This window comes from Planotetraspora mira (assembly GCF_016863275.1).
Taxonomy (GTDB): Bacteria; Actinomycetota; Actinomycetes; order Streptosporangiales; family Streptosporangiaceae; genus Planotetraspora; species Planotetraspora mira.
In genome coordinates this window covers 202,524-227,208 of record NZ_BOOO01000004.1, presented here as the reverse complement: position 1 = coordinate 227,208, position 24,685 = coordinate 202,524, and the positions used below count along the sequence as shown (strand labels likewise).

Genomic DNA, 24,685 nt, shown 5'->3' with positions numbered 1-24,685 from the left:
GGTGAACGATATTCTCGGTGAGCGAGATATCACCCTGTCAAGAGAGTAAGCGGGCAACATGGACGACCAGGAGCCAGGGCTGCAGTTGGTTCACCTGCTGCGAGGTCTCACGGTGGAGTTCGACCTGTTCGCGGCCGAGTTCGCGAATACGCACCGCCTGCACCCGACTGACCTGCGCGCACTGATCCATCTCCTGGACGCCGCCCGGGCCGGGACCGTGGCGACGCCGGGCTGGCTCGGCGAACAACTGGGACTCAACTCGGCCTCGACCACGGGCCTCATCGACCGGTTGGAGAAGGCCGGGCATGTCCGGCGGGTTCGTGACACCCAGGACCGTCGCCGCGTCCTGCTCGCCGTCGAGGAGCAGGCCATCGCCTTGGGCTGGACATTCTTCGGCCCACTGATCACGGAGTTGGTGACCGCGATGCGGTCGTTCTCCGACGCGGAATTGGACACGGTGCGGCGGTTCCTGCTTGCCATGACCGAGGTCGTACTCGCGACCCGACTGGCCCCGAATGTGGGATCGGCAACCAGCCAGGAGTGATCACCGGGAACGGCAGCGGCTGTCACGGGTCTCTACGGCACTGTTCAGGCCGGGCTCGCCGTGACAAAGACCGACGGGACTGCCTCGCCTCTTGCGCCTGCGGAACACCGTGCAGGAAAGGCTTGTCGGAAGGCGAAGTCCTCGTCGGGTCAGGTCTCAGTACGATTTTGCCGTGGGTGTGTCTGCGTTCGAGTTCGGTGTAGGCCTGACGAACCTGCGTCAACGGGTAGACGTTCGCGATCGGGACTTCGAGGTGTCCGTCGGCAATCAGGCCGGCCAGTTCGGCGAGCACCTCGGCGCCCGGCCTGGCCTTGGTCCCGGGTTCAGTCTTGACCCCATACTTTGCGGCTGCTGCGAAATCGGCGATGGTGTCGATCCGCTCGATTGCGACGCCGAGAGCGAGGGCCAGTTCGACGTACCCGCCGCCGTAGGTGTCGATGAAGGCATGGATGCCGTTGGGTGCGGCGGCCTTGATTCGGTCCGTGACGCCGTCACCGTATGCGACGGGGATCACGCTGTGGCTTTGCAGCCACTCGTGGTTGCTGTCGCTCGCCAGTCCGATGACCGTGGCTCCGGCACGGCGCGCGAGCTGAACGGCGAGCGAGCCGACTCCTCCGGCTGCTCCGGAGATGACGACGCTCTCGCCCTTCTCGAGCTGTACGGAATGCACTGCCCCCCATGCAGTCACGCCGGCGACGTATAGGCCGCCCGCCACCTCCCATGAGACGTTCTTCGGTTTGGGTGTGAGGTTGTCGACGTCGACCAGGACCAGCTCGGCCTGGGCGGCCCGCAGCTCGGAGAATCCGATCATCTCGTCGCCGACCGAGAATCGGTCGGCTCCGGCGCCGATCTCGACGACAACTCCGGCGAGATCGCTGCCCTGCCCGGACGGAAAGGTCGAGGGAAAGATGTCCGCCATCGCGCCGGTGCGTATGGCCGCCTCACCGGGGTTGATGCCTGCCGCTCTTACCTGCACGAGGACCTGCCTGTCCTCGGGCACGGGGCGGTTGACCTCGTCGATCCGCAGGACGTCGATTCCGCCGAATTCGTCGTACCTGACTGCCTTTGTCATTGTCTTGCTTCTCCTCCGGCGCGCGATGCGCGGCTGACTTCGAGAACGGGAGTGGTTCGCACGGTGTGCCCGTCACCAGGGCACTGTTCCGGCGTCGTCGAAGAATCCGCCGGTCGGTCCGTCGTCGGGCAGGGTCGCGAGGTGAATCGCGATCGCCGCCCCCTGTTGTGGTGTGCGGACGCCTCGGAAGCCGTTGAGGTCGGTGGCGGTGAAACCGGGGCAGCCGGAGTTGATCAGGATGTTGGTGCCGCTCAGTTCCTTGACGTATTGGATGGTGACGGCGTTGAGGAAGGTCTTCGACGCCAAGTACGCAGCGGGAATCGGGCCCATGTCGATGCCGGGCGTGGTCTGCAGGGCGAGCGAGCCCACGCTGCTGGACATGTTGACGATTCGCGGTGATGCCGAGCCGCGCAGCATGGGCAGCATCACGTTGGTGACCCGGATGACGCCGATCACGTTGGTTTCCACGACAGCTCGCACGGTCGCGGGATCGACCGTGGTGGGTGTCTGTGGCATACCGCCGGTGATCGCGGCATTGTTGACCAGGACGTCGAGCCCTCCGGCATGGTCGGCGATCAGCTCGGCCGCGGCGGCGACACTCGCGTCGTCGTCCACGTCGAGCGGCACGCCGAACGCATCGGTCCCGGCCGCGCGCAGCTTCTCCACCGCCGTCTCGCGGCGTTGTTGATCCCTCGCGCCCACACCGACTCGCCAGCCAAGGGCGCCCAGGCCCGCCGCGATCTCGTATCCGATTCCTTTGTTCGCGCCGGTCACCAGCGCGATCGTCCGATCACTCATGCCGTCGATCATGCTGCGGACTCGGGTGGGGCGTCCAAGATCGATTGGGTGGGCGGCGATACCGTACGGGTATTGTTCGTGGTAAGCGCCGGATACGATGACATGGTGGAGACGCGGGAGTTACGATACTTCGTCGCCGTCGCCGAGGAGTTGCACTTCGGGCGGGCGGCACAACGGCTCGCGATGGCGCAACCACCGCTGTCGCGGGCGATCCAGCAGCTCGAACGGCGGCTCGGAGTCGTTCTGCTGCACCGCACTGCTCGCGCAGTCACCTTGACCGAGGCCGGGTCGGTGCTTCTGCGGGAGGCCCGGGTCGTCCTCGAAGCGGTCGAAGCCGCCGAGCGCCGCACCCGCCGCGCCGCGGCCGACCGGCCCGGTGTGGTGCTGGCCACCAAGGCAGGAGCATCCAGCGAACTGTTGTCGAAGCTGCTGGACGCCTACGCCGCCGACCCCTGCGCTGTCGCAGTCGAGGTGGTGCTATGCGGGCCCGGCGAACCGGAAAGCCTGCTCCGCAACGGGCGTGCCGACGTTGCTCTGCTCCACCGGCCCTACGACTCGACGGCCGGATTCGACACCGAGGACCTGCACACCGAACAGCAGGTCGTGGTCCTGCCCGCGGGGCACCCCCTCGCCAACCGACCCCACATGTCGATGGCCGAGGTCAACGCCCTGACGGACCTGCCCCTGCCGCGCTGGCCTCGACGGGATGGAAGTTATCCGGACGGCCCCGGCCCGCAGGTTCGCGACTATACGCAGTTGACCCAGCTGATCACGCTCGGACGGGCCTGCGCGGTCATGCCCGAGTCGCTCCGAGCCCAACTACGCGACGATCACGCCATCGTGCCGGTGCCGGACGCACCGGCCGTCACGACCGTCATCGCCTGGCCACCACACAGCAGATCCAAGGCCGTCGCCGACCTCGTCCGTACGGCGACACGCCTCTAGCCGATAACATCCGCAGATGCCGCTGACCGGGCGGAGCATGCACAGGTGCGCGACTCTGTCGAGATGAGTGCGGTGCGCGGGCTGTTGCACCAGGGATGCCCGTCGGTATACATGGCCCTGATCCCGATGCTTACCTTCCTCTGGCCCGCGCGAGTGTTCCACCGCGGCCGGCCGCCGCTGCGCGCGGGGTTTCGATCGGGATCCGTGGGCGCTACCGCAGTTGGTCGCGGCGGCGGGTCAGGTAGGCGGTCTCGGCGGTGTTGCCTGCCAGTTCGATGGCCTTGTCGTAGGCCGCGCGTGACTGCTGGCTTTGGCCCAGCCTGCGCAGCAGGTCGGCGCGGGTGGCGTGGTAGGCGTGATAGCCGGCCAGCTTGTCCTGGAGACGGTCGACTGCTGCCAGTGCCACCTGCGGGCCGTCGAGTTCGGCGACCGCGATGGCCCGGTTGAGGGCGATGATCGGTGAGGGGTCGAGGCGGACGAGTTGGTCGTAGAGGGCGAGGACCTGCGACCAGTCGGTGTCGCGCATGTCGCGGGCGGAGGTGTGTACGGCGTTTATCGCGGCGAGGATCTGGTAGCGGCCCGGAGCCACCCCGGCGGCGGCAGCGGCGAGGCGCTCGCGCACCAGCCGGTGGCCTTCAGCGATCAGCGCCGCGTCCCAGGCCCCACGGTCCTGCTCGATGAGCGTGACCAGTTCGCCGCCGGCCGAGACCCGGGCGGTGCGGCGGGCCTCGGTGAGCAGCATCAGCGCCAACAGCCCGGTCACCTCGCCATCGTCCGGTAGGAGGGCACGGATCAGGCGGGTGAGCCGAATCGCTTCGGCGGTCAGGTCGGGCCGTAGGGGATCGGTGTCGGGGCCGGTCGCCAGGTAGCCCTCGTTGAACACCAGGTACAGGACGGCGAGCACGCCGGAGACTCGCGTCGGCAGATCTTCGGCGGACGGCACGCGGTAGGGGATGCGAGCCGCCTTGATCTTGGCCTTCGCGCGGGTGATCCGCCGCTCCAAGGCGGTCTCCCGCACCAGGAAGGCGCGGGCGATCTCGGGCACGGTCAGACCGCCGACCATGCGCAGCGTCAGCGCCACGCGGGTCTCCATCGCCAGCGCCGGGTGACAGCAGGTGAAGATCAGCCGGAGCCGGTCGTCGTCGATGGCGCCGAGAGGCTCGGGCGGTACGCCGTCGTACACCATCTGAGCCTCCTTGTGCTTGTCGTCGCGCTTGTTCTCGCGCCGGATCCGGTCGATGGCCTTGCGGTTGGCCGTGGTGGTCAGCCAGGCGCCGGGGTTGGGCGGTACGCCGTCGGCCGGCCACCGCTGGACAGCGGTAGCGAACGCCTCGGCGGCCGCCTCCTCGGCGATGTCGAGGTCACCGAAACGCCTGGTCAGGGCAGCGACCACCCGTGCCCAGTCCTCGTGGTGGGCGCGGGTGATCGCCTCCTCGACGTCGCTCACTGGAACGGCCGCACCTCGATCTTCCGATCGCAGACCTTCGACGCCTCGGCGGCGAGCTTGAGTGCCACATCCAGATCGGGGGCCTCCCACACCCAGACGCCGGCGAGGTACTCCTTCGACTCCAGGAAAGGCCCGTCGCTGAACACCGCCTGCTCGCCCCGGTTGTCGATGACCGTGGCCGCGTCGGTGTCCGCGAGTCCGCCCGCGAAAACCCAGTAGCCCTCGGCGACAAGTCGTTCGTTGAACGCGCTGATGGCAGGCTGCCTGTCCGTGCTGCCGGGATTGCTCTTGTCATCGATCACGGAAACCAGGTACTGCATCTGAAGATCATCTCCTGTGGTGTCAAGACAGCGTGGTTCGGTGGTCAGGGACTTCAAGCCGTCGGCGCATACTGCGGGCGCCCGGCCGGCCGGTAGACCTGGATCGTCACGCCCTTGGAGTCGACGCACGACTCGACCAGGTCGAGCGCAAGATCCGGGCCCGCGTCGGGGAACAACCGCGCGCCCTGGCCGACGACCACCGGGACGGTGATCAGAGTCATCTCGTCGACCAGATCGTTGTCCAGCAGCCACCGGGTCAGGATGCCACTGCCGTGCACCTGCAGCTCACCCCCCGGCCGGGCCTTCAGTTCTCGGACGGCAGCCGCGACGTCTCCGGACAGGACGGTCGTGTCCGACCACGCCGGATCGGTGAGCGCGGTCGACGCCACGTACTTGGGCCGTGTGTTCAACGCTTCCACGACGCCCTCCCAGCCAGGGGCATCCTGGACCGTCAAGGTCCCCCATGAGCTGGCGAACAGCTCGTAGGTCCGCCGGCCGAACAGGAACGCGTCGGCGCGCTGGTAGGTCTGGTTGATGAACGCGTGGGTCTCGTTGTCACCCTTCCCCCGGGCCCACCCGCCGCGCTCGAATCCGTTCCTGCGGTCCTCGTCCGACGCGCCGCCGTTTCCCTGCATCACGCCATCGATGGTGATCTGAGTCACGGTCGTCAGCTTCATGATCGCGGTTCCTCTGCCTTGGCGCCGCCCCTTGTGGGCGGCCTCACCCCTGCTACGAACACCACCGCCCCGATCCGACACCCCCTCCCGGATTTCTTTAAAGAACTTTCCGAGACGCCGGTCGTCAGCGATCCAGCCATGCGACGGGTTCGGGCGACCGCGCTCCCCCTGCTCATGCGCGCCCAGTGCGGACAAGCTCTTGGACCAGATGGGCAGCGGAGACCCTGACTCGTAGATGCCCGAAACTGTTGGCAACTGCTGGAACGTGAAATCCCAGGTCAGGCCCGGTTTCGGCGGTCAGTCGCAGTCAGAGACACGCCGAGATCAGAACCCGGCCTACAGGCCGCCTCGTCCGCTGTTAAGCCTCTTCGGCAAGTCGGCTCTGGCGACAGCCGCGCGCCGGCATGTCCCGAAATTTGAGGACTCACCGTCCCGGCACCGCATGCTTGGAACTCACGGGCCGCAGCAGTCCGCCGTAGTCGAGCTGGTCCAGCGTCTCGGGAACCGATATGTCGAGGACCGAGTGTGGCCACAATGCGCAGTGTGCGTACGAGGCGGCGTAAACGCTTGAGTGTCGCCCATCCGTGCGCCAAGCCCTGAAATCACAGCACACACGGCGGGGTCGCGTCAGGGTACGACGGTGACGGGCCACCGGCCGGCGCGGACGAGGCGGATCGCCACCGAGCCGATGAAGCGGTGGGCGGCCTGAGTTGACGCGCCCACGACCACTGCGTCGGCCCTGACCTCGTTGCTCACCCTGATCAGGGCGGATGCGGCGTCCCCGCGTTCGGACCTGAAGCTGTACGTGACCGGCTGATAGGCGGACCCGGCCTTCTCTATCCGCTCGCGCAGGTCGGCGAGCACATCCTCGCCGGCCTGGATGGCCAACACGGTCGCGTCGGGCAGCAGCGGCGTCATCGTGCTTGTGCTGACGACCAACACGAAGATCAATCTGAAGCCTTGGCGGCGGGCGAGCCCCCAAGCGTAGGCGACAGCGCGGAGCGAGGTATCCGAGCCGTCGACCCCGACGACGATCACGCCGGGCCCGTCGGCGCCTACCTCGAAGTCGCTCATGGCACGACACTATGGCCGCTCCGGATGTCAACTTCACTCAGGGTGGGCCCGCCGCGTCGGCTGCGAGGACGTCGCTCGCCCGCCGGCGACCCAGGCAGAGTCCACCAGACCGACTCCTCCAGAAGCCCGGCCGTGCACGCAGGACAACCAGCACGCGAGGAAGATCACCGGAACATGGAGCACGCGAGGCCGGGCCTGCCCCTCCGTCGCCGGCCCGCTGCCGCTACGCGATGGGTCGACAGCAGACGAGGGAGCAGGATGGGGAAGAGTGTGCGAGTCCGCGCATGACGGTGAGCGCTGGCATTGGCACGCCTCATCTAGATCAGTACGATCGGCCGCATGGCCGGTATAGGTGCGCCTGAGCTCGTAATCATTGTTTTAGTCCTCGCGTTAGCCGGCTCTTTGGTCGGCTTCGTCATCTTCATGAGTGGGAGGGCCGCGAGAGCGCGCAGACCGTTCGACGGCAGCGTTTCGCACGGCTCTTTCGATCTTGCAACTAAGGTTCGCGGTCTGAAATCTCAGGGACGGTACGAGCAGGCTGTGCTCCTCGTTCGGGGCGAAACCGGCTTTGGTGAAGAGGAGGCGCGCTCGTTCGTGGACCGCGCATAATCGGACGCCTCGGCCGGTCTCCTACGCGTTCAACTCCGCGACAACACCCATGGACACTGGCGAATGTCGGCGGGCCTCTGCCGAGGTCTTCATCATCAAGAAATATGTGCTCACCGCATGGGGCCGCAGCGTGAACGTGGCCTGATGCGGTATCAGCACCGTTCGAGCGTGAGCAGCGCCTCAGAGAACACAGGCGCCGGTGCGCCGGGATCTGCGGCAACAGCCTGCTCCAGGCGGCGGAAGCCGGTCTCCAGTTCGTCGGGACTGAGGTGAGCGAAGAACGAAAGGGTGCGCAGGCGCAGCCGTTCGAGCATGTCACCGCGGGTGCCGGAGGACGGCTCGGTAACCGTGCCGAAGCCGGCGACGCGCCAGCCGGCCGACGTGAACATCGCGATGACCTCGTGCAGCGGCTGAAACAACGAGGCGTCCACCTCAAAGCCGCGGGGGAAGTGCTCCAGCCACCACGGCCTGGGGTGGTGGTCGCTGAAATTCGCGCGCAGTAGCAGCCGCCCGGCGGGCCTGAGCACCCTGGCCAGCTCCCGGGCTGCCCGCGGCTTGTCCTGGACGTGGTGCCAGGACAAGAACATGAGAGCGTAGTCGGCGCTGCCGGACGGCACTGGCATGTCCTCGGCGGAGCCTGCCACGTACCGGACACCGGGATGCTGGGACTGCGCCTGCGCTATCTCGCGCATGCGGACCGACGGCTCGACGCCAGTGACCGGCCCGAACGCTCGCGCCAGCGCGGGAGTGAACCTGCCGGTCCCTGAACCGATGTCCAGCCCCGCCAGCGGGCGCCGCTCGGGGAGCACCGCTCCGAAGGCGCCGATCCATGTCTGCAGCTGCTGCTCGGTGAGCGCACGGCCACGCGCGTAGTCCTGGTACTGCTCCGTGTCGTAGTCGATCCGCCTCATCGCAGCTCCCGCGTTAGCCGGACTATGTATCGGGCTGATATATCGGCACGATAGGCGGCGTCGCGTCATGCCGCAAGAGGCACGGCGGTCTCGGTCGGCTCGGCCGTAACCCACTCCTGATCTGGACCGCTGATGATGGGAGAGCCGGTGGCAAACCTGCGGATGGGCCGGAGGCGGCGTATATTCCGGCGGCCGGTTGAAGACTCCGAGCACGGCTGACGTGCCAACGCCGGCCGGGAAGGTGCGGCTCGATGACCTCCGCCGACCTTGCCGCGGCAAGTGCGTACTGGACGGCCGCGGTGCGCGCCCGCGAGACGGCTCGCCCCGACCACCTGTTTCAGGATCTGTGGGCGGGCGCCCTCGCAGGCGAGCGCGGCCGGGAGTTGTTGCGGCGCAAAGAGGAGCGTGACCGGCGTGAAGACGTGCTGCTTCCACTGCGCACCCGCTGGTTCGACGACGCTGTCGCTGCGGAGTTGACGGGGGCAGACCGGTCAACTGGTCGAACTCGGCTCTGGCCTGGACACACGTCCCTACCGGCTGCAACTGCCCGCCGGTACGCGCGCGTTCGAACTCGATCAACCGTCGGTGCTACGGCACAAGGAAGCGGTGCTGGCCACGATGCCGACACCGCCCCGAAGCGTCACTGATGTCACCATCGACCTGGGCGGCAACTGGTCACCGGATCTGGTCGATGATCGCCCCTGATGGGCCAGACCTGAGCCCTGCCTGTCAATGCAGGCTGGAGGCATATCTGTCGGATTTCGGCCGAAGCTGCGGTCTCTCTGCCGAGCACGCCTCAACACCTCTTTCCCGCGGCGCGATGAGTTCCGACCCCACCGGCGGTATGTAGTGACGAGTTCGCCGGAATACCCCGGGCGAACCGATCACAAGGGAGAATCCGATGTCAGACAGCCGTGTGGAAGACGAGGCCGCCATCCAGGCCGTACTGGTTGACTCCTACAAGGCGTGGGAGGCCGGCGACGCCGACGGCATGGTCGCCAACTACACCGCGGACGCGACCGCCATCATGACCGGTTCGCTCCGCGACAGCCGTGACGTGATCCGCGAGAACATGGCCTTGGCCTTCGAGGGGCCACTCAAGGGCAGCTCGACCTACAACAAGCAGCTCAGCCTCCGCTTCGTCGGCAGGGACGCCGCGATCGTCGTCAGCGAATCCGGCATCCTGTTCGCCGGCGAGACCGAGGTTCCGGACACGGGTACGGTGAACGCGACCTGGGTTTTCGAGAAGCGGGACGGCCAGTGGCTGATCGCCGCCTATCACAACAGCCCGGTGCTGGCGCCTGGACAGTGAACCCCATCCTGTAACCGACAGTGACCGTATGTAGCGGCTCAGGGGTCTGACGTCGTTGGCCTCGATGTTCGGACCCTGCCGTCGAACAGCGTGAAGCCCCTGGTAGAAGTAGGTCTTGACTGGAGATCGACTTCATAGGGGCTTCACGTGGACACCCACGTGACATACACCGCCGTGATCGAGGTCCGGGAGGGCACGTGTTCTTCCTGGCCCCGCTGTTGTGGCTGCGCCGCCGCGAGCTGAGCACCCGCCGTGGCTGTCCCCACGCGGCGCGGCTCGATCAGTCCAGGGCGAACAGAGGGAAAGACGCTACGCGTTCCAGCGCATGCGGCGACTTGGTTGCCGTTCCAGTCCATAGTTGGGGGTATTCGCCTCACGGGGAAAGGTGCAGGATGCGCAGATTCGCTCTGGCCGTTGCGATTACGGCACTCGTGACCGGCTGCTCATCGCCTAGCACCAGGGATTCGGCAACCTCGGCAACCTCAGCGCCGGCAAGCGCTCCCGGTGCCGCGCGGACCACCGCCGCCGTGCCTGTTGAGCTGCCGCAACTGGCCGATCTCACGGAATTCGCCGATGGGAAGACTCTTCTTCGCCACGTCGATGACAAGGCGGAGTTGGCCGGCTGGGGCGGGAAGTTCACGGCTCGGCGCTCTTACCACGTGATCGTCGACTGCGTCGGAGCCGTGGGTGATGTCACGACCGAGGTGAGTGACGGCACCCGGTCGACGGAGCGGTGTTCGAACGGAGCGAACAGTTTCCGCAACGAGACGCTCTCCACGACGGCGAAGGCATTCCGGGTGAAGGTGAAGGTACCGCCGGGTGCCAGGTGGGCCATTCTGGTCTTCCAGCCCTCCTAACTGGCCAGGAAACCGGGAGATCTGGTGCGTGACCAGTCGCCTGTAACGCAGGCGGCAGGTCCTTCACGATGGACGCCGGTTCGCCCCGGGACTCGGCGCTGTAAACCAATTCCAGACGCTCTACTCCGGCCTCGGCCAAGGGGCGGATCTTGATCAGGTCGACGTGCTATGAGTCGAACGCCATCTGCCCGGTGACCCGGCCCGACCCTTGCTTGGTGGTGATGATCATCAGTATTCGACGGCCGCCGAGGGTCTTGGTGACGCCCACTGCGGTCTCTTCGTCAGGTCCGGCCAGTTCCGCGGAACTGTAGGATGCCGGCGCCCACCCCGCCGACATGTACTGATCCGTGACGGTGGCAGCCGACGTGCCATATGGCGTGGCGAACTCCAGCCAAGGGTCGCCTCCGGAGTCGCAGTCCGAATGACTGGTGATCTCCGTGAGCAGCATGGGCTCCGATCGCACGATGCTGCTCCTCAGAGCCTCCGTGTCGCGATCGGCCTGCGTTTCGCAACCAGGCATGGAGTCCACGACTGCGGCGGTCACCGGCACGAGCAGCACGCCGGCCACGACGAGCCCGACCGCACCGATCAGGAGCTTCGTTCTCGTGGTGGGACGGTTTTCACCGTTCACGGATCAGAGCCCACCCATCTCGATCGCGTGGCTCCCGACGGCAGCTGGAAAGCGGGCGGGCACGCCCGCCCGCTCTTTCGCTCATGCGACCACTTTGTCGAGGAAGGACTGCAGGTTGGTCCGGGTGCGGGCGACCTTCTCGTCCAGGGTGAGGGTTTCCTCGATGGCTCCGCTCCCTGCGGCCTCCTTCTTCCCTCGTGTGTAGAGGGAGCAGGCGAGGTCGATGCACAGGTAATGGCCGACCGAGTTGCCCTGGCGGCCGGCCTCGCCGGTTCGGCGCGCGGTCATCAGCGCCACGCCGCCGCTGGTGTGCGTGGTCAGGCACAACGAGCACATGCTGCGCGAGGTGAAGCGGCGCGACCCGCCGGACGCCACCCGGAGCGCGATTCCAACGAGGACGTCGTCGCGTTCGGCGATCAGGTAGGCGCGTTCGGGTGCACCCGGATCTCGCCATCCGAGGAAGTCGAGATCTTTCCAAGGATGGTCTTCGAGGTCTTTGGGGATGCTGAGACGCTTGGCCTCTCCCTTGGAACAGTTGACGAACGACGTGCGGATGTCGTGCTCAGTGACTGGTCTCATGAGCGGGGAGGCTAGTCTGCTTAATAGCATTAGGCAAATACTTATAGGCTGTAAGCAAGCGAGAAGGGTGGCCCATGGCACGCGCGGGACTGACCGCGGAACGCCTGACCCGGGCGGCGGCGGATCTGGCCGACGAGATCGGCTTTCAGAACGTGACCGTTTCTGCGCTCGCGCGCAGCTTCGGCGTCAAGCCCGCGGCCCTGTACTCACACATCAAGGACGTGCAGGACGTGAGGGTCAGGGTGGCGTTGCTGGCCCTGGCGGAGCTCGCCGACAGGGCCGCCGCCGCCTTGGCCGGCCGCGCGGGCAAGGACGCGCTGGTGGCCTTCGCGAACACCTACAGGGACTACGCGAAAGAGCATCCGGGGAGGTACGCCGCGACGCAGATCGAGCTCGACCCGGAGACGGCGGCCACCAGCGCGGCGGGCCGGCACGCGGAGATGACGCGGGCGATACTGCGCGGATACGAACTGGCGGAGCCCGACCAGACGGATGCGATCCGGATGCTGGGCGGCATGTTCCACGGGTATGTGAGCCTGGAGATGGCGGGCGCGTTCCGCCACACCCCCCGCGAGGTGGACGCCTCGTGGTCCAGAACCCTGGACGCCCTCGACGCCGTCCTCAGAAACTGGCCGCCGGCTTGATGACCGCCGCATCACCCTGTGACGACGGAACGAGCTCAGCGGGCACGAGACCCATCTGCAGCGCGGCCGCTTCCGCCGTCTGTGAGAGCAGCATGGCGATGGTCATCGGGCCGACACCGCCGGGCACCGGTGTGATGAGGCTCGCGCGGGTCTTGGCGGTGTCGAAGTCCACATCGCCGATGTTGCCCGGGCTGTAGCCGGCATCGACGACCACAGCGCCGACCTTGATGTCCTCACCGAGGATGAAGTGGGGGCGGCCAACGGCGGCGATCAGGACGTCGGCCTCCCGGATGATCGACCGTAGATCGCGCGTGCGTGAGTGGCAGTACGTCACGGTCGCGTCCCGGGCGAGCAGCAGCATCCCGGCGGGCTTCCCGAGAATCGCGCTTCGGCCGACCACGACCGCGTGTTTGCCCGCCAGGTCGACGTCGTAGGCGTCCAGAAGGCGCATGATGCCGCCCGGAGTGCAGGAAACGAATCCGGGCAGGCCGAAGCTCATCGCGGCGAACGAACGCATCGTGACTCCGTCGACGTCCTTGTGCGGGGCGATGGCCTCGAACGCGGCCCGTTCGTCGATGTGGTCTCCCACCGGGTGCTGCAGCAGGATGCCGTGCACCGCGGGATCTTCCGACAGGGACGTGATGGCGTCGACCAGTTCCGTGGTCGTGGTCGTGGCCGGCAGCGGCAGGTGCCGAGAGGTGATGCCGACCGTTTCGCATCGAGCGCGCTTCATGCGGACATAGGTCGCCGAAGCGGGGTCCTCTCCCACGAGTACGGTCGCCAGGCACGGGGCCTTACCGGTCCGATGCGCGATGGCCGACGACATGGCCGCGGTGTGATCGAGGACGTGGCGGGCAAGGCCGGCGCCGTCCATGAGACGGGCGGTCCGCGTTTGAGGCATGTGCTTCTCCCAGGCGTTCGTGATTCGCCCAGGCGCACGGCATCGACGGGGGTCGCCGGGCCGCTCCCCGGTGGTGCTCCACCTCAGCGCCAGTCACGACCCGGATCAACTGTAGTGTTCGATGTCGGGCGCTATGGTCGCTCCATGAGCGCCGACTGGCGAGCGGACCGGATCGCGGCTGCGTTGAGGGGCGAGAACCCCACCGTGCTGACACGCATGGAGGCGGGGTTCGCGGTAATCGGGGACGTGCAGTTCTTGCCCGGATACTGCGTGCTTCTCATCGACGATCCCGCCATCACCCGGTTGTCGGACCTGCCGGTTCAGCGCCGGATGGCGTTCTTGACGGACATGGAGCGTCTGGCCGAGGCGGTCGAGCGCGTGTGCGGTCGGCGGGACTCCCGGTTTCTCCGGATCAATCTGGAGATCCTCGGCAACACCGATCCGTACCTTCATACTCATGTCTGGCCTCGCTACGCGTGGGAGCCGGAGGAGCTCGTCAGGAGGCCCGTGTGGCTCTACCCGCCAGAGCGCTGGCGCGACCAGGTGCACGCACTCGGCGCCGAACATGATGATCTTCGACTGGAACTGGCCGTGGAGTTGAAGAGGCTCGCGGCATCGTGACCATGCTCTGTGCCGGAGTCGCTTGAGCCGAACACCGGTGACCCGGCGCCTCCCCGAGAGGGTCGAAGCCCGGCGCTAATCGTCGAGGGCGGTCGTGCAGCTTGCGTCGCTGCCGGCGAGCGCCTTCTGGAGCAGGCAGTAGAGCGATTCACGCTGGGCTTCGCTGAGTGCTCCGAGCACTTCGTCCTCGACCGCGGCGAGCGCGAACTCGGCCTTGGCGAGTCGCTTCGCACCGGCGTCCGTGAGTTCGACGACGTGGCGGCGGCGGTCCTCGGGCGAGCGTCGTCTCGCGACCAGATTCTCGGCTTCGAGGTCGTTCAGAAGCCCGACGATGTTCGTCCCGTCCATCTCCAGCGTGGCGGCGAGCGCCTGCTGCGTGCTGCCCGCGCTTTCGCGCAGCACGGTGAGGGCGATGAGGTGGCGAGGCCGAAGACCGAGGGGCGCGAGCACCGTCTCAGAGCGCAGGCGCACACGGCGAGCGAGGTGGTCGAGCAGCGCGCCTGACCGATGCACCGGCTGGTTGGCGACGGGCAGCGAGGTCATGAGCCAAGTCTAGACGAGTTGACGTTTTACCCATGGGCCGCTAATCATTGATGCAACACAAACTATCGATGAGAGGTCATTGAAATGGCTCATCTGCTGCACATCGACGCGAGCATCCAGGGCGATCGATCCGTCAGTCGCAAGCTCAGTGCCCGGGCTGCCGCCGTCTGGCGGACCGCACACCCCGGTGGCACCGTCACCTACCGCGACCTGGGCGGCGAACCCCTGCCGCACCTTGACGTGGCCGGCGGCATGGCCCGGTTGGTGCCGCGGGATCAGCACACCGTCGCCCAGGCGGCGTCCTGGGCGCTGACCGAACGCCTGGTCAACGAGGTGAAGGAAGCCGACGCGGTCGTGCTGGGGCTCCCGCTCTACAACTACGGAGCGCCGAGCAGCGTCAAGGCCTGGGTCGACCACCTCATCGCGCCCGGGCTGTCGTTCGACCCCGAGACCAGGGCCGGTCTGCTCGGTGGGCGCGACTTCGTCGTGGTCGCCAGCCGGGGTGGCGGCTACAGCACGGGCGCGCCCCGGGAAGGGTGGGACCACGCCGAGTCGTGGCTTCCCCACGGTCTGTCGGCCACGGGTCTGGAACCGCGGTTCATCGCAGCCGAACTCACGCTCGCTGAGGTCACGCCCGCCATGGCCGAACTGATCCCGCTGGCCGCCAAGAGCCTCGCCGCGGCGGAGCAGGAGATCGACGGTCTCTGGTCCCCGGCGCCCGCACTGGCCTGAGGCGTGCGCCCGTCTCGCCCCTTCAAGGGCGATCGCGCGGCGTTCGACGTCACCGACGGTTTCACCGGCGGTCGGAGAACCTGACCGGGTGCGGGAATGAGAAAGGGTGGGGCCGCGGTTGCCGGTTGATGGGACTGGTGCGCCTCCCGGCGGGCGAGTCCCATCGTGGTTTCGTGCTCGACCCGCAAGGAGAATTCCCCCACGTGGCAACAACGATCTCGAAGGGCGTCGGTCTCCGGTCGGAGCGTGGTCCGGTGCTCGCCGCCGTCATGCTCTCCACCGGCCTGGTGGCACTGGACAGCACGATCATCGCGACCGCGGTGCCGTCCATCGTCAGCGATCTCGGCGGCTTCTCCCAGTTCCCCTGGCTCTTCTCGATCTATCTGCTGACGCAGGCGGTGACGGTCCCGCTGTACGGCAAGTTCGCCGACATCGCGGGACGTAAGCCGGTGATCCTCCTCGGCATCACCGCCTTCCTCGTCGGGTCGGTGTTGTGCGGGTTCGCCTGGAGCATGCCCGCACTCATCGTCTTCCGCGCGATCCAGGGCATCGGCGCCGGTGCGGTCCAGCCGATCAGCATGACGATGATCGGCGACCTCTACACCGTCGAGGAGCGGGCGCGCGTCCAGGGCTACGTCGCCAGCGTCTGGGGCATCGCCTCGGTGCTCGGCCCCACCCTGGGCGGCGTCTTCTCCGAGTACGTCTCCTGGCGGTGGATCTTCTTCATCAACCTGCCTCTCGGCGCCGTCGCGATCTGGATGATCGCCCGGCGCTTCAAGGAGAACGTCACACCGGGCTCGCATCGCATCGACTACACCGGGGCGGCCCTGCTCACGGCCGGCTCCTCCCTGCTCATCCTCGGCCTGCTCGAAGGGGGAGTGGCGTGGGGCTGGGGCTCGGTCCCGAGCGTCCTCATCTTCGTCGCGGGCGCGGTCATGCTGGCCGCCTTCGTCCTGGTCGAACGGCGCGCGGCCGAACCCGTCCTGCCCCTGTGGGTCTTCCGCAACCGCACGCTCGCGGGCGGCAACCTCGTCGCGCTCGGCGTCGGCGCGCTCCTGATCGGGCTGAGTTCGTACGTCCCGACCTACGTGGAGGGCGTCCTCGGCACCGGAGCGCTGATGGCCGGATTCGCACTGGCCGCGCTGACCATCGGGTGGCCCATCGCCGCCGCCCTGTCGGGACGTGTCTACATGCGCATCGGCTTCCGGGACACCGCGCTGATCGGCAGTCTGCTGATCGTCGTCGGCGCCGTCCTGTGCGCGCTGCTCGCCCAGGACGCCATGGTGTGGCAGGTCGCCGCGGCGTGCTTCGTCGTCGGCGCCGGCCTCGGCCTGTCGTCCAGCCCGACCGTCGTCGCCGTTCAGTCGGTCGTCGGCTGGGAACGGCGCGGAGTGGTCACCGCGACCAACATGTTCTGCCGATCCATCGGCAGCGCGGTGGGCGCGGCCGTCCTGGGCGCCATCTCCAACGCGACGCTGGCCGACCGTTTCGCCCACCCTCCGGCCGGTGTCGCCGGCCACCTGCCGAAGAGCGTCGACGCCACCAGCCTGGTGCTCGGAGGGCAGGGATCGGCGGTCCGGGAGTCGGCCCTCGGGATCTTCGTCCGCCGGTCGCTCTACGACGCGGCACACCACACGTTCCTCGCACTCGTCGTGGTGGCCGTGCTCAGCGTGGGCGCGCTCCTGCTGATGCCCCGCCGCACCGAGCAACTCAGCTTCGACTGACGACGTCCCGCCGGGAGAGGCTAGTGCTCCGGGTGCAGCGAGCCGCCGATGAACATGGCGGCGAGCATGGTGAACAGGAACGCCTGGAGGAACTGGATGAAGATCTCCAGGGCCGTCATCGCGACGGCCATCGCCACGCTCAGAATGCCGATCGACACGCCCGGAACCGTCGGGTGCGCGATCAGGAACCAGAAGCCGACCGCGCTGAAGAACGCCAGCAGCAGATGCCCCGCGAACATGTTGGCGAACAGCCGTACGGCATGGGTGAACGGCGCGGTGACGAAGTTGTAGAGCAGTTCGAGCGGGGCGAACAGCGCGATGGCGAGGGGCTTCGGCAGGCCGGGCGGGAACATCATGTTCTTGAAATAGCCGCCGAGGCCCTGGTGCCTGATGCCCAGATAGATCTTCAGCACGTAGACCACCAGAGCGAAGATCACAGGAAACTCGATGTGCGAGTTCACCGGGAACTGAATGCCGGGGACGACGCCCATGAAGTTCCACAGCAGGATCAGCGCGAACATGCTCAGCAACAACGGCATCCAGCGTTCGGCGTCCTTGCCCAGGAAGGGTCGCGCTATCTGGTCGCGCACGAACTCGTAGGTGTACTCGCCGGCGTTCTGCAGACCGCGCGGCACCAGTTTCGGGCGGGCGAAGGCGCCCCACGCGAGCGCGCACACCAGAACCACGCCGACCCCGGCCATGACGACGGGCTTGTTCAGCCAGTACGGCGCGCCGTCCCAGAGCGGCGGGAAATCGAAGATGCCGAGTCCCGGCGCCTCGAACTCGTCCACGGCGGCAAGTGACACGTTCACCGGCGTCCCCCCGCAAGGCGTCATACCGAGTACGGCGTACTCGGTTTCTGTGGCCGAGATTACTTACTGGATACGGCGTACGCAATATCTGGGCGGGAGGGATCGTTGACATCGCATCGGGTCGTCGACATGTGGTAGCAGTTCAGTCCGGACACAGCGAGAGACGGTGAGGATGACGAGTCACGAGAACCTCTGGATGAGGCCGGAGCACCCTGCCCGGGGGCCGCGGCCGACGTTCAGCCGCGTCAGGCTGACGGAGTCGGCCATCCAGGTGGCCGACTCGGAGGGGCTCGCCGCGATCTCCATGCGCCGTCTCGCGACCGAGATCGGGGCGGGGACGATGTCCCTCTACCGGTACGTCTCGGGCAAGGACGACGTCATCGAGCTGATGATCGACGCCGTCGTGGCGGACTACATCCCGCCGGACCTCGTGCTGTCCGGTGACTGGCGGGCCGACCTGCGCGGGCTCGCCGACCGGGTCCGGCAGGTCATGCTCCGCCACCCGTGGATCGCCCCGTTGTCGGGCACCCGGCAGCAGCCGAGCCCCAACCGGGTGCGGATGCTCGACACGGCACTGCGCATGGTCGACGGTCTCGGTCTGAGCTTCAACGAGATGCTGACGGTCATCGGCACGGTCTTCGCCTACGTCAACGGATTCGTGGAGAGCGAGTTGGCCGAGGCCGAGGCGTTGCGCCGTACGGGCCTCGACCTGATGGAGTGGATGACCCTGCAGGGCCCCTACCTGCAGTCCGTCGTCGCGAGCGGCCGATACCCCATGGTCGCGAGGATGCTGACGGAGGGCGGCCGGGACTACGTCGACGTGGGGGACCGGTTCGCCTATGGGCTCGAGCGCCTGCTCGACGGCATCGCGGCGCGCCTCCCGGAGGCCGGTGCCTGAGCCCGCTCAGCCCCTTCCGGCCGGAAGCCGGTACAGCTCGCATACCTTGCCCCAGATGGCGGCGTCGAGCGTGCCGGCCCTGTTGTCGAAGGAGGCGGCCTTCACCCGGAGCGGACCGGTGAGATCGAGGAAGCTGTTGTGGTCGGCGTCGTGATCCCAGGTCCGCGTGGGGATCTCGACGTGATCGTGACGGTGCCGCCGGTCCTGGCTGGTGATCTTCAGCACCTCGGCGCCGTCGCGGTGGGTCCGCAGAACCACGCACGGCCGGACCTTGGATCCGGGGCCGTCCTCGAACGGGACGTCCGCCCACCAGATCTCACCAGGCCGCGGGCCTGTCCGGGCCGGCCGGCTGAGCGGGCGACGGGCGCGCGGCCGGGCAGCAGGCCGCCGGGACGGCTGCCTCGGCGCCGGACGCCTGGACGCCCGAGCACCGGCCGGGCGCCCGGCCGTCGTCTTCGCGGCCGGGCCGCGTAAGCGCCACGCGACCGCGAAACCGACTCCTGCGAGCACGACCACACCCGCGATCCACCAGTTCATGCCGGCAAGCCTACGACGCTGAAGATCAGGGGCGCGCGTCCCAGTCGGCCAGGATACGGGCCTCCTTCTCCGGGGCGATGCCGTGCCGCAACATCCGGTTGCCGAAGCTGCGCTCCCCTTCGGGGACGTTCTTCAACCAGGCCCAGGTGTCCGCGACGGTTTCGGAGACCGGACGGCAGGTCAGCCCCGCGGCCAGGGCCTTCGCCGACGAGTGCGTCCAGCCGCCCGGGGTCTCCGGGCCCTCGGCCAGCCACAGGGGGAGCTCGGTCCACTGCGCCACCTCGTGGTCGAGCAGGAACCGGTCGTCGGCCCACACCAGTTCGGCGTCGGAGCCGGTGACCTCCACACAGTCGGCCAGCCAACTGCCGAAGGTCGCGTTCGCGGGGACGCCGCCGGTGAGGAACCGCCCCGTGGTGCCCTTCACCGCCTGGTCGACGGTGAAGGCGGCGATGTCCCTGGCGTCGATGAGCTGGATCGGCAGGTCGGGATCTCCCGGTGCGAGCACCCGGCCGCCCTTGGAGATCCGCGTGAGCCACCACGGCAGGCGGCCCACGTTCTCGTACGGCCCGATGATCAGGCCGGGGTTGACGATGAGCGAAGGCCCGTCGAAGTACTCCTCGACCGCCCGTTCGCAGCCCGCCTTCAGCACGCCGTACTCGCCGAAGTCCGCGTCGGCGTCGGGCGGGCACTCATGCCGCGGGAAGGTCTCGTCCACCGCGGGCTTGCCCGGGAAGTCCGGATAGGCCGAGATGCTGGAGATGAACGTGTAGTGGCCGACGCGCCCGGAGAGCCGCTGTACCGCGTCGCGGACGGACGCGGGCGTGTAGCCGCAGACGTCGATGGCGACGTCCCACTCACCCCCGCCGGCCAGCCGGTCGAGGTCCGCGGGGACCTCCCTGTCGCCGTGTACGGCGTGCACGCCCGGCAGGCCGGGTCCGCTCACGCCCCGATTGAACGTCGTGACCTCGTGGCCCTGGGACAGCGCCTCCGCCACGATCGCGCGGCCCAGGAACACCGAACCGCCGATGATCAGAACTCTCATGCGCCCATCCTCAGCGATGCCGAGCGGCCTTGTCGTCGTGGTTTCACGATCAGCGGACGGTCTCCGCTCACAGCGGACGGACGGCTCAGCCGCGGCGCAACTCCGGAACCGCCGAGAAGCGCTCCCGATCGAGCACGTGAACGCGGGCGGCGGCGATGTCGAAGTAGAGCCCCGTGAGCTCCAGCTTCCCCGCGCGCACGAGGTTCTCCACGAGAGGGTGGCTCTCCAGGTTGTCCAACTGCTGGATCACGTTCACCCGGCACAGCCGGTCGAGCGGGCCGGCGTCGGCGTCCTCCTCGGGGAACGCCACGAACCGGGCCAGGCTCTGCCGGCCGTGTCGCAGCCAGTTGCGCAGCGCGGGCAGGTCGGGCGCCTCGCCGAGGAGGGCGGACATCGCACCGCATCCCGAGTGGCCGCACACCGTGATCGTCTGCACCTCGAGCACCTTCAGGGCGTACTCGACGGCCGCTGAGACCGAGTCGTCGGGCGGCGTGTTCGAGGCTCGTGGCACGAGGTTGCCGATGTTGCGCACCGTGAACAGGTCGCCCGGGCCGCTCGCGGTGATGATGTTGGGCACGACCCGCGAGTCGGCGCACGTGATGAACAGGTGAGAGGGAGTCTGCTTGCGGGCCATCCGGTGCAGGAGCGGCCGGACGAGCGGCGCGGTCCTGCGGTGGAACTCCCGCGTCCCCTCCAGCAGGTCCGGTGTGGCCTGCTCGTCGTCAGGTCCGTGGCCGGGTCCGGTCTCGCACATCTCGTCGTAGGCGCACAGGCCGTCGCTTTGGCGCGCGGAATCGACGACGCGCCGGCGGTAGGCCCAGGGCAGCCAGAAGCGCTCGTGCTTGGGCGGGGTCCTGGCCGGCAGCATGCGTGCGCCGCTGACGGCCGCGGCGTACCACTCGCCGTGCATCTCGTCGATGTCGATCGTGCCGCCGCCGCGCTCGTGCTCCAGCCGCCAGGCGTGGAGGGTTTCGAAGGCGGCGTGGTCCATGAAGTCGAGGTTCAGGTCGAGCTCCACCGCCGTGCCCGGCGGGATGGCCGCCAGGGACTCGGTCAGGCGGGGCACGCCGAGGAAGGTGAGAGACCCGGTGACGACGAGCCGCCAGCGGTCGCCCGCCTGCCGCACCACCACGGAGATCCAGGCGAGGCGGCGCAGGGCGAGCAGCGCGGCCAGGCCGAGGCCGAGCGCGACACCCTCCGCGAGGCCGATGACCACGACGCCGGTCATCGTCACGAAGTAGATGGGCATCTCGCGGTGCCCCCGCAGGTTGCGGGCATGCCCGAGGTTGACCATCTGGACGCCGATGAACAGCAGCAGCGCCGCCAGGGCCTCGAGGGGGATGAGCGCGATCATCCAGGCGAAGGCGGCGGTGAACAGGAGCACCCACAGGCCGTGGAGCACGGTCGACCAGCGGCTGCGTGCCCCGGCCCTGACGTTGGTCGTGGTGCGCACGACCACTCCGGACACCGGCAGGCCGCCGAGCGCGCCCGACACCACGTTGGCGACGCCCTGCGCCGCGAGCTCCCTGTCGAGGTCGGCGCGCGGACCGTCGTGTTGCCGGTTCGAGGCCACGCAGGTGAGGAGCGACTCCACTCCGGCGAGGAGGGCGACGAGCAGGACCGCCCCCGCGATGGCGTGCCAGTCGCCCTGCGGCAGCAGCGGGGATTCCAGCGAGGAGAAGCCTCCGGACAGGTCGACCCGCGTCAGGTCCCAGCCGAGCACGGCCGCCGTCATCGCGGCGATGACCAGCGCCGCCAGGGGTGCGGGCACCATGCGGAGCCGGGGCACCCGTGCCCAGACGACCAGGACCCCGATCGTCAGGATGCCGACCATGACGGCGTGGCTGTGGTTGTTCACGATCTGCGACGGCAGCTCCAGGATGTTCCCGAGCGCGGAAGTCTGGGGCTTGCCGCCCAGCACGATGTGGAGCTGCGAGAGCGCGATCACCACGCCCACTCCGGCGAGCATGCCGTGGACGACCGCGGGGGAGACGCCCAGCGCCGCCTTCGCCACCCGGAACGCGCCGAGGAGGAGTTGGAGCAGCCCGGCGAGGAGCGTGATCATGCAGGTGGCGCGCCAGCCGTACGTGTGGACGAGCTCGGCGACGACGAGCGACAGCCCGGCCGCCGGGCCGCTGACCTGGACGACCGATCCGCCCAGCGCGCCGGCGACCACGCCGCCCACGACGGCGGCCACCAGGCCCGCCGCGATCGGTGCTCCGGAGGCTACGGCGATGCCCATGGACAGGGGCACCGCCACGAGGAACACCACGAGAGAAGCCGGCACATCGTGCTGGAGTACCGACCTCCAGTAACGCTGGCGACTCGCCTGACTACTCTGTGTCATGGGGCGACCCTATGACAGGGGCCGCCCGCCCCTCAGGCAAGCCGGCGGAAAATCACCGGTAATAGTCGGGATAGTCAGGCTCATCTTCCGGCTGACGGTGGTTGCCCCTGCGCGCGCTCGTCGACTGCGGGGCGTTCCCGTAGAGCTCGTCGTAGGACGGCCAGCTGCCGCCCGTGTTCTGCTGCTCCGGCCACGACTGCTGGCCGTTGCCGTTGCCGTTGGCCTGGCCCTGTTGCTGGTCGTAGGCGTAGGGGCTCTGTCCTGAGGGGACGTCGTAACCCGCCGACTCGTACGGTGACACCGTACGAGCCGGGCCCGTGTGGGCGCCCGTGGGCCCGGCCGCGGAGTCGGCGTCGTCGATCGTGGCCCACCCCGCGCTCACCTCATAGGAGGAGGACGGGGGGCCCGCGGTGTATCCCGGGTCGTTCGAGTACGAGGGGTAACTCGGCGGCGGGGCGGCCGGCGGCTGGTAGGTCTCGACGCCCGGCCAGGTCGTGCCGCCACGTGCGGGCGGCTCCGGGTCGTCGAGGATGTCACGGACACCCGACCAGGACGGCGAGGTGCCCGGGCCGGGCGAGGCGGCGGGCGGCCAGGAGTTCTCGCCCGGGGCGGGGGGAGTCGGGGAGGAGGGGATCGGGGTGACGGGCGGTGCGGCCGGCGGCATGGTCGGCGGCACCGTGTAGGAAGGCCCCGTGTCCGCGGTCGTGAACAGGCCGGTGGAGCCGGGGGGCAGGTCGTAGGACTCGGTGCTGCGCGGCGCGTCGTAGGCCGTCCAGCTGTCGAACGACCCCGTGCCGGGAGCGGGCGGCGTGGACGGCGTCAGCGGATCGGCGGGAGGGGCCCCGGGCGTCCCGGCCATGGGAAGCACCGCGTCGAACGGGCCCGTGCCGGTGGTGTACAACCCGGGCGCGGGGGCCGTCGACGGCGTCGCGTCGAAGCCGCCGTCCAGCGGACCGGTGCCCAAGGGGGCCTCGAACGACCCGCTCGCGCGGCCGGCTCCGGTGTCGGCCGGACCCGCCGCGGCACGGCGGGCGGACCGCGAGGACCTGCCGGACCTGGGGGACCGGGCCGCGGCCGAGCCGGCCGGGCGGGGCGGAGGGGTGAAGGAGTCGCTTGTCGGGGGCGGGCTGAACATGCCGGTCGCCGGGCTCGCGTCGAACGACCCCGTGGCGGGGCTCGCGTCGAACGATCCGGTCGCCGGGCTCGCGTCGAACGCCCCGGCGGCCGGGATCACGTCGAAGGCCCCTGTGGCGGGACTCACGTCGAACGGGTCCGCGGACGGACGGACGGGTGCGGGTGTTCCGAGAGCGCCCAGGACGTCGGGAGTCGGCGCGGAGAACGCCACGGTCTTCTGGTCGGCGGCGGCCGACGCCGGGGTCACCCGTGAGGACTTGCGGCTGCTCGGGCGGTCGGAACCGGCACGTTGCGGAAGCGGAGCCTGAACGGTCGCGGCGTCGGGGTCGGCCGCGCGGGGCTTGGCCGCCGGCTGCGTGTTCGGCGGCATGTCGCCGGACGGCGCGCCCGAGGGCCGGCCCACAGGACGGGGAGTGGCCATCCGGGCACCGGGCCCGCTGAAGCCGCCGTCGTCGGCGCGCACGCGGCTCCAGTACTCGTCGTCGTAGTCGTCGGACTCGCCCCATTCGTCGACGCCGCGGCGGCCACGTGGAGCGGCGGGCTGCTTACCCGCGCTGCGCTGCGTGGGACGCGTCGCCTGCCGGCCTCCGGGCTTGGCCGCGGGACGGCCGCCGGCGGGCCGCTGCTTGGGCGCGGCCTTCTCCTTCTCGGAGGGGTCTTCGAAGGCGTCGAAACCCTGGGGAAAACTCTCGAAGAACGTCTCCTCGGCGGGACGGCGGGGCTTGGGCCCCTTGTTCTCGGCCATCGCTTTTAACCGCTCGGAAGAAAGAGCGCTCTCCCTGCGGTTCATCGAGCGCATGCCCAGAGCCACGACGACGAGCACCAAGAGCACGACGGCGACGAGGCCCATAATGACCGCGGTCATAGCACCACCTTCAAGGCCATGGCCTGCCAGCGACGCCGGTGAGATCGCGCGGCCATCGACGCGACCTGCCCCCTTTGACCACCTGCGCTCAGCAATTGGATCCGATTCT

The 24,685-nt window shown here is 68.6% G+C and carries 27 protein-coding genes, 1 pseudogene and 1 riboswitch; of the genes and pseudogenes, 12 read left to right on the top strand and 16 right to left on the bottom strand.

Annotation, left to right across the window (positions count from 1 at the left end; all coding sequences use genetic code 11):
• Positions 1-58 precede the first annotated feature (58 nt).
• Entirely contained in the window at positions 59-544 is a 486-nt protein-coding gene (locus Pmi06nite_RS04580; RefSeq protein ID WP_203951549.1) for a MarR family winged helix-turn-helix transcriptional regulator, read from the top strand.
• A gap of 22 nt (positions 545-566) precedes the next feature.
• Here the strand turns inward: Pmi06nite_RS04580 and Pmi06nite_RS04575 are convergent, their stop codons facing one another.
• Together Pmi06nite_RS04575 and Pmi06nite_RS04570 are read right to left on the bottom strand one after the other, a co-directional pair.
• Positions 567-1,616 (bottom strand): NADP-dependent oxidoreductase, encoded by a 1,050-nt coding sequence (locus tag Pmi06nite_RS04575; protein ID WP_203951548.1) that lies wholly within the window; start codon positions 1,614-1,616, stop codon positions 567-569.
• 72 nt (positions 1,617-1,688) lie between these two features.
• On the bottom strand, positions 1,689-2,426 hold the full coding sequence (locus Pmi06nite_RS04570; RefSeq protein ID WP_239113639.1) for an SDR family NAD(P)-dependent oxidoreductase: 738 nt from the start codon (positions 2,424-2,426) through the stop codon (positions 1,689-1,691).
• A gap of 66 nt (positions 2,427-2,492) precedes the next feature.
• Here Pmi06nite_RS04570 and Pmi06nite_RS04565 point away from each other — a divergent pair, with 66 nt between their 5' ends.
• Positions 2,493-3,359: a LysR family transcriptional regulator gene (locus tag Pmi06nite_RS04565; RefSeq protein ID WP_239113701.1), complete on the top strand. Its 867-nt coding sequence runs from the start codon at positions 2,493-2,495 to the stop codon at positions 3,357-3,359.
• Between the two features lie 211 nt (positions 3,360-3,570).
• Here the strand turns inward: Pmi06nite_RS04565 and Pmi06nite_RS04560 are convergent, their stop codons facing one another.
• The 4 genes from Pmi06nite_RS04560 to Pmi06nite_RS04545 all read right to left on the bottom strand — a co-directional run bounded on the left by Pmi06nite_RS04560 (position 3,571) and on the right by Pmi06nite_RS04545 (position 6,877).
• Positions 3,571-4,806 carry an RNA polymerase sigma factor gene (locus Pmi06nite_RS04560; RefSeq protein ID WP_203951547.1) on the bottom strand — a complete coding sequence of 412 codons (1,236 nt, stop codon included), beginning with the start codon at positions 4,804-4,806 and terminating at the stop codon, positions 3,571-3,573.
• Complete coding sequence (locus tag Pmi06nite_RS04555; protein WP_203951546.1) at positions 4,803-5,126, bottom strand: YciI family protein; 324 nt, start codon at positions 5,124-5,126, stop codon at positions 4,803-4,805. The genes Pmi06nite_RS04560 and Pmi06nite_RS04555 overlap by 4 nt, the downstream gene beginning before the upstream one ends.
• A gap of 53 nt (positions 5,127-5,179) precedes the next feature.
• Entirely contained in the window at positions 5,180-5,803 is a 624-nt protein-coding gene (locus tag Pmi06nite_RS04550) for a dihydrofolate reductase family protein (protein WP_203951545.1), read from the bottom strand.
• A gap of 627 nt (positions 5,804-6,430) precedes the next feature.
• Positions 6,431-6,877 (bottom strand): universal stress protein, encoded by a 447-nt coding sequence (locus tag Pmi06nite_RS04545; protein WP_203951544.1) that lies wholly within the window; start codon positions 6,875-6,877, stop codon positions 6,431-6,433.
• Between the two features lie 339 nt (positions 6,878-7,216).
• Between Pmi06nite_RS04545 and Pmi06nite_RS04540 the strand changes: the two genes are divergently transcribed.
• Entirely contained in the window at positions 7,217-7,486 is a 270-nt protein-coding gene (locus Pmi06nite_RS04540) for a hypothetical protein (protein WP_203951543.1), read from the top strand.
• A 152-nt stretch (positions 7,487-7,638) separates the two neighbouring features.
• Here Pmi06nite_RS04540 and Pmi06nite_RS04535 read toward each other — a convergent pair whose 3' ends face one another.
• On the bottom strand, positions 7,639-8,397 hold the full coding sequence (locus Pmi06nite_RS04535; RefSeq protein ID WP_203951542.1) for a class I SAM-dependent methyltransferase: 759 nt from the start codon (positions 8,395-8,397) through the stop codon (positions 7,639-7,641).
• Positions 8,398-8,648: 251 nt separating this feature from the next.
• On the opposite strand from Pmi06nite_RS04535, the pseudogene Pmi06nite_RS42930 reads away from it, so the two are divergent.
• The 4 genes and pseudogenes from Pmi06nite_RS42930 to Pmi06nite_RS04520 form a co-directional block, all read left to right on the top strand.
• A pseudogene (locus Pmi06nite_RS42930) lies at positions 8,649-8,861 on the top strand (class I SAM-dependent methyltransferase); the annotation flags it as partial.
• 31 nt (positions 8,862-8,892) lie between these two features.
• Positions 8,893-9,102 carry a class I SAM-dependent methyltransferase gene (locus tag Pmi06nite_RS42525; protein WP_203951837.1) on the top strand — a complete coding sequence of 70 codons (210 nt, stop codon included), beginning with the start codon at positions 8,893-8,895 and terminating at the stop codon, positions 9,100-9,102.
• 196 nt (positions 9,103-9,298) lie between these two features.
• Complete coding sequence (locus Pmi06nite_RS04525) at positions 9,299-9,709, top strand: SgcJ/EcaC family oxidoreductase (protein WP_203951541.1); 411 nt, start codon at positions 9,299-9,301, stop codon at positions 9,707-9,709.
• 392 nt (positions 9,710-10,101) lie between these two features.
• Positions 10,102-10,566, top strand: a complete 465-nt coding sequence (locus Pmi06nite_RS04520) for a hypothetical protein (protein ID WP_203951540.1) — start codon at positions 10,102-10,104, stop codon at positions 10,564-10,566.
• A gap of 166 nt (positions 10,567-10,732) precedes the next feature.
• On the opposite strand, the gene Pmi06nite_RS04515 is transcribed toward Pmi06nite_RS04520, so the two are convergent.
• Positions 10,733-11,197, bottom strand: a complete 465-nt coding sequence (locus Pmi06nite_RS04515; RefSeq protein ID WP_203951539.1) for a hypothetical protein — start codon at positions 11,195-11,197, stop codon at positions 10,733-10,735.
• A gap of 81 nt (positions 11,198-11,278) precedes the next feature.
• Positions 11,279-11,776: an FBP domain-containing protein gene (locus Pmi06nite_RS04510; RefSeq protein WP_203951538.1), complete on the bottom strand. Its 498-nt coding sequence runs from the start codon at positions 11,774-11,776 to the stop codon at positions 11,279-11,281.
• A gap of 74 nt (positions 11,777-11,850) precedes the next feature.
• Here Pmi06nite_RS04510 and Pmi06nite_RS04505 point away from each other — a divergent pair, with 74 nt between their 5' ends.
• The gene (locus Pmi06nite_RS04505) at positions 11,851-12,420 is read left to right on the top strand and encodes a TetR/AcrR family transcriptional regulator (RefSeq protein ID WP_203951537.1); all 570 of its coding nucleotides are present in this window, start codon (positions 11,851-11,853) and stop codon (positions 12,418-12,420) included.
• On the opposite strand, the gene Pmi06nite_RS04500 is transcribed toward Pmi06nite_RS04505, so the two are convergent.
• On the bottom strand, positions 12,398-13,321 hold the full coding sequence (locus Pmi06nite_RS04500) for a bifunctional 5,10-methylenetetrahydrofolate dehydrogenase/5,10-methenyltetrahydrofolate cyclohydrolase (protein WP_203951536.1): 924 nt from the start codon (positions 13,319-13,321) through the stop codon (positions 12,398-12,400). The two genes, Pmi06nite_RS04505 and Pmi06nite_RS04500, sit on opposite strands and share 23 nt — an antisense overlap.
• Before the next feature lie 19 nt (positions 13,322-13,340).
• Positions 13,341-13,428: riboswitch (ZMP/ZTP riboswitch) on the bottom strand.
• A 37-nt stretch (positions 13,429-13,465) separates the two neighbouring features.
• On the opposite strand from Pmi06nite_RS04500, the gene Pmi06nite_RS04495 reads away from it, so the two are divergent.
• Positions 13,466-13,942: an HIT family protein gene (locus tag Pmi06nite_RS04495; protein ID WP_203951535.1), complete on the top strand. Its 477-nt coding sequence runs from the start codon at positions 13,466-13,468 to the stop codon at positions 13,940-13,942.
• 75 nt (positions 13,943-14,017) lie between these two features.
• On the opposite strand, the gene Pmi06nite_RS04490 is transcribed toward Pmi06nite_RS04495, so the two are convergent.
• Positions 14,018-14,485, bottom strand: a complete 468-nt coding sequence (locus Pmi06nite_RS04490) for a MarR family winged helix-turn-helix transcriptional regulator (protein ID WP_203951534.1) — start codon at positions 14,483-14,485, stop codon at positions 14,018-14,020.
• An 84-nt stretch (positions 14,486-14,569) separates the two neighbouring features.
• Here Pmi06nite_RS04490 and Pmi06nite_RS04485 point away from each other — a divergent pair, with 84 nt between their 5' ends.
• Both Pmi06nite_RS04485 and Pmi06nite_RS04480 read left to right on the top strand, forming a co-directional pair.
• On the top strand, positions 14,570-15,217 hold the full coding sequence (locus Pmi06nite_RS04485; protein ID WP_203951533.1) for an FMN-dependent NADH-azoreductase: 648 nt from the start codon (positions 14,570-14,572) through the stop codon (positions 15,215-15,217).
• Between the two features lie 203 nt (positions 15,218-15,420).
• Positions 15,421-16,941, top strand: a complete 1,521-nt coding sequence (locus Pmi06nite_RS04480) for an MDR family MFS transporter (protein WP_239113638.1) — start codon at positions 15,421-15,423, stop codon at positions 16,939-16,941.
• 20 nt (positions 16,942-16,961) lie between these two features.
• On the opposite strand, the gene atpB is transcribed toward Pmi06nite_RS04480, so the two are convergent.
• Positions 16,962-17,753: a F0F1 ATP synthase subunit A gene (gene atpB, locus Pmi06nite_RS04475; protein ID WP_239113637.1), complete on the bottom strand. Its 792-nt coding sequence runs from the start codon at positions 17,751-17,753 to the stop codon at positions 16,962-16,964.
• Between the two features lie 172 nt (positions 17,754-17,925).
• Here atpB and Pmi06nite_RS04470 point away from each other — a divergent pair, with 172 nt between their 5' ends.
• On the top strand, positions 17,926-18,651 hold the full coding sequence (locus tag Pmi06nite_RS04470) for a TetR/AcrR family transcriptional regulator (protein ID WP_203951530.1): 726 nt from the start codon (positions 17,926-17,928) through the stop codon (positions 18,649-18,651).
• A 6-nt stretch (positions 18,652-18,657) separates the two neighbouring features.
• Here Pmi06nite_RS04470 and Pmi06nite_RS04465 read toward each other — a convergent pair whose 3' ends face one another.
• The 4 genes from Pmi06nite_RS04465 to Pmi06nite_RS04450 form a co-directional block, all read right to left on the bottom strand.
• The gene (locus Pmi06nite_RS04465) at positions 18,658-19,188 is read right to left on the bottom strand and encodes a type II toxin-antitoxin system PemK/MazF family toxin (protein ID WP_203951529.1); all 531 of its coding nucleotides are present in this window, start codon (positions 19,186-19,188) and stop codon (positions 18,658-18,660) included.
• 25 nt (positions 19,189-19,213) lie between these two features.
• Positions 19,214-20,230 carry an NAD-dependent epimerase/dehydratase family protein gene (locus Pmi06nite_RS04460; protein WP_203951528.1) on the bottom strand — a complete coding sequence of 339 codons (1,017 nt, stop codon included), beginning with the start codon at positions 20,228-20,230 and terminating at the stop codon, positions 19,214-19,216.
• Between the two features lie 85 nt (positions 20,231-20,315).
• On the bottom strand, positions 20,316-22,577 hold the full coding sequence (locus Pmi06nite_RS04455; protein ID WP_203951527.1) for a SulP family inorganic anion transporter: 2,262 nt from the start codon (positions 22,575-22,577) through the stop codon (positions 20,316-20,318).
• 52 nt (positions 22,578-22,629) lie between these two features.
• Positions 22,630-24,576, bottom strand: a complete 1,947-nt coding sequence (locus Pmi06nite_RS04450) for a hypothetical protein (protein WP_203951526.1) — start codon at positions 24,574-24,576, stop codon at positions 22,630-22,632.
• Positions 24,577-24,685 lie beyond the last annotated feature (109 nt).